The following is a 1,357-nucleotide window of genomic DNA, read 5'->3' as shown; positions in this document are numbered from 1 at the left end:
CGGCGGGAATGGTCAGACAGGCCCTAGGGCAGCGGCTCGTGCATCGTCGAGCAGTGGATGCCGCCGCCCCCGTCCATCAGGCGGTCGACGTCGAGCTGGACGACCTCGCGGCCGGGGAAGGCCGCCGCGAGCGTCTGCCGGGCCGTCTCGTCCTTCAGCCGGTCGCCGAACTGGGCCGTGATCACGGCGCCGTTGACGAGGTGGAAGTTGAGGTAGGAGTCCACGAAGGAGGCGCTGCGCGACCGGACGGTGTCCGGCCCGTCCACCCGGATCACCTGCAGGCGCCGGCCCCGGGCGTCGGTGGCGTTGGCGAGGATGGCGAACTGCTCGCGGGCGTCGCGCGCCCAGACGTCCTTGCGGTCCGGCGGGGGCAGTTGCACCATCACCACGCCCGGGCGGACGAAGCGCGAGGTGACGTCGACGTGGTCGTCCGTGATGTCCTCGCCGCGCAGGCCGGGCAGCCAGATCATCCGGTCCGCGCCGTAGGCGTCCAGCACCGCGGCCTCGACCTCGTCCCGGCTCATCCCGCGGTTGCGGTTCTTGTTGACCAGGCTGCTCTCGGTGGCCATCACCGTGCCGTCGCCGTCGGTCTCGATCGCGCCGCCCTCGCCGACCAGGTCCGCCCGGCTGAACCGCAGCCCGAGGTGGTCGGCGACCGCGCGGGCGGCCCGGGCGTCCCACTTGTGGGTCTGCTTCCTGCCCCAGCCGTTGAAGTTGAGGCCGACCGCCTCGATCCCGCCGTACCCGTCGCGCCGGAACACGGGGGCGATGTCGCGCATCCACAGGTCGTCGGTCGGGATCTCGGTGGTCACCTCGACCCCGGCGCCGCACCGGGCCCGGGCCTGGTGCGCGCTGTACCGGTCGGGGACGCACAGCACGACCGGCTCGAAGAGCGCGACGGTCCGGGCGATCAGCGCGATGTCCTCCTGAACGCCCTCCAGCCGGCGGCCCCAGACGGAGCTGCGGGACGGCCAGGACATCCAGGTGCGTGCGTGCGGGACGTCGTCCGCCGGCACCCGCGGCCGCGCCGCCGGCCCGGCGCCCCGGGTCGCCGGCGCGGCGGGGGCGGCACCGAAGAGACGCTCGCCGAGGGAACGTCGGCCACTGCGCGGTTCGCTCATGGGAATCTCCAGATCAAGTATTGCCCCGGCACGGCAGGTGTCACCTGCCGAGGCAGCCCGTGCCGGGCGCACCCGGCGGAGGCACCGGGCACGAGGCCCAATCTCGCACTGACTGAAAATTCAGTCAAGTCAATGGGCATGCGTTCACCAGCGGTGCGGCAGGGATCACGGGCCGCTCCGGCCGCCCCCCCCGGCCCGCCCCCCCCGCGGCCCGGGGGGGGGGGCCGCCCGACCAC

At 74.0% G+C, this 1,357-nt stretch carries 1 protein-coding gene; it reads right to left on the bottom strand.

Features of this window, described 5'->3' with window-relative positions:
• Positions 1-23 precede the first annotated feature (23 nt).
• On the bottom strand, positions 24-1,121 hold the full coding sequence (locus tag ACFW1A_RS40540; RefSeq protein WP_380418756.1) for an agmatine/peptidylarginine deiminase: 1,098 nt from the start codon (positions 1,119-1,121) through the stop codon (positions 24-26).
• Between the last annotated feature and the right edge of the window lie 236 nt (positions 1,122-1,357).

This window comes from Kitasatospora sp. NPDC058965 (assembly GCF_042741245.1).
In the GTDB taxonomy this organism is placed as follows: Bacteria; Actinomycetota; Actinomycetes; order Streptomycetales; family Streptomycetaceae; genus Kitasatospora.
Note: the sequence above shows the minus strand (reverse complement) of the source record. Positions and strands in the feature narration are given on the sequence as shown.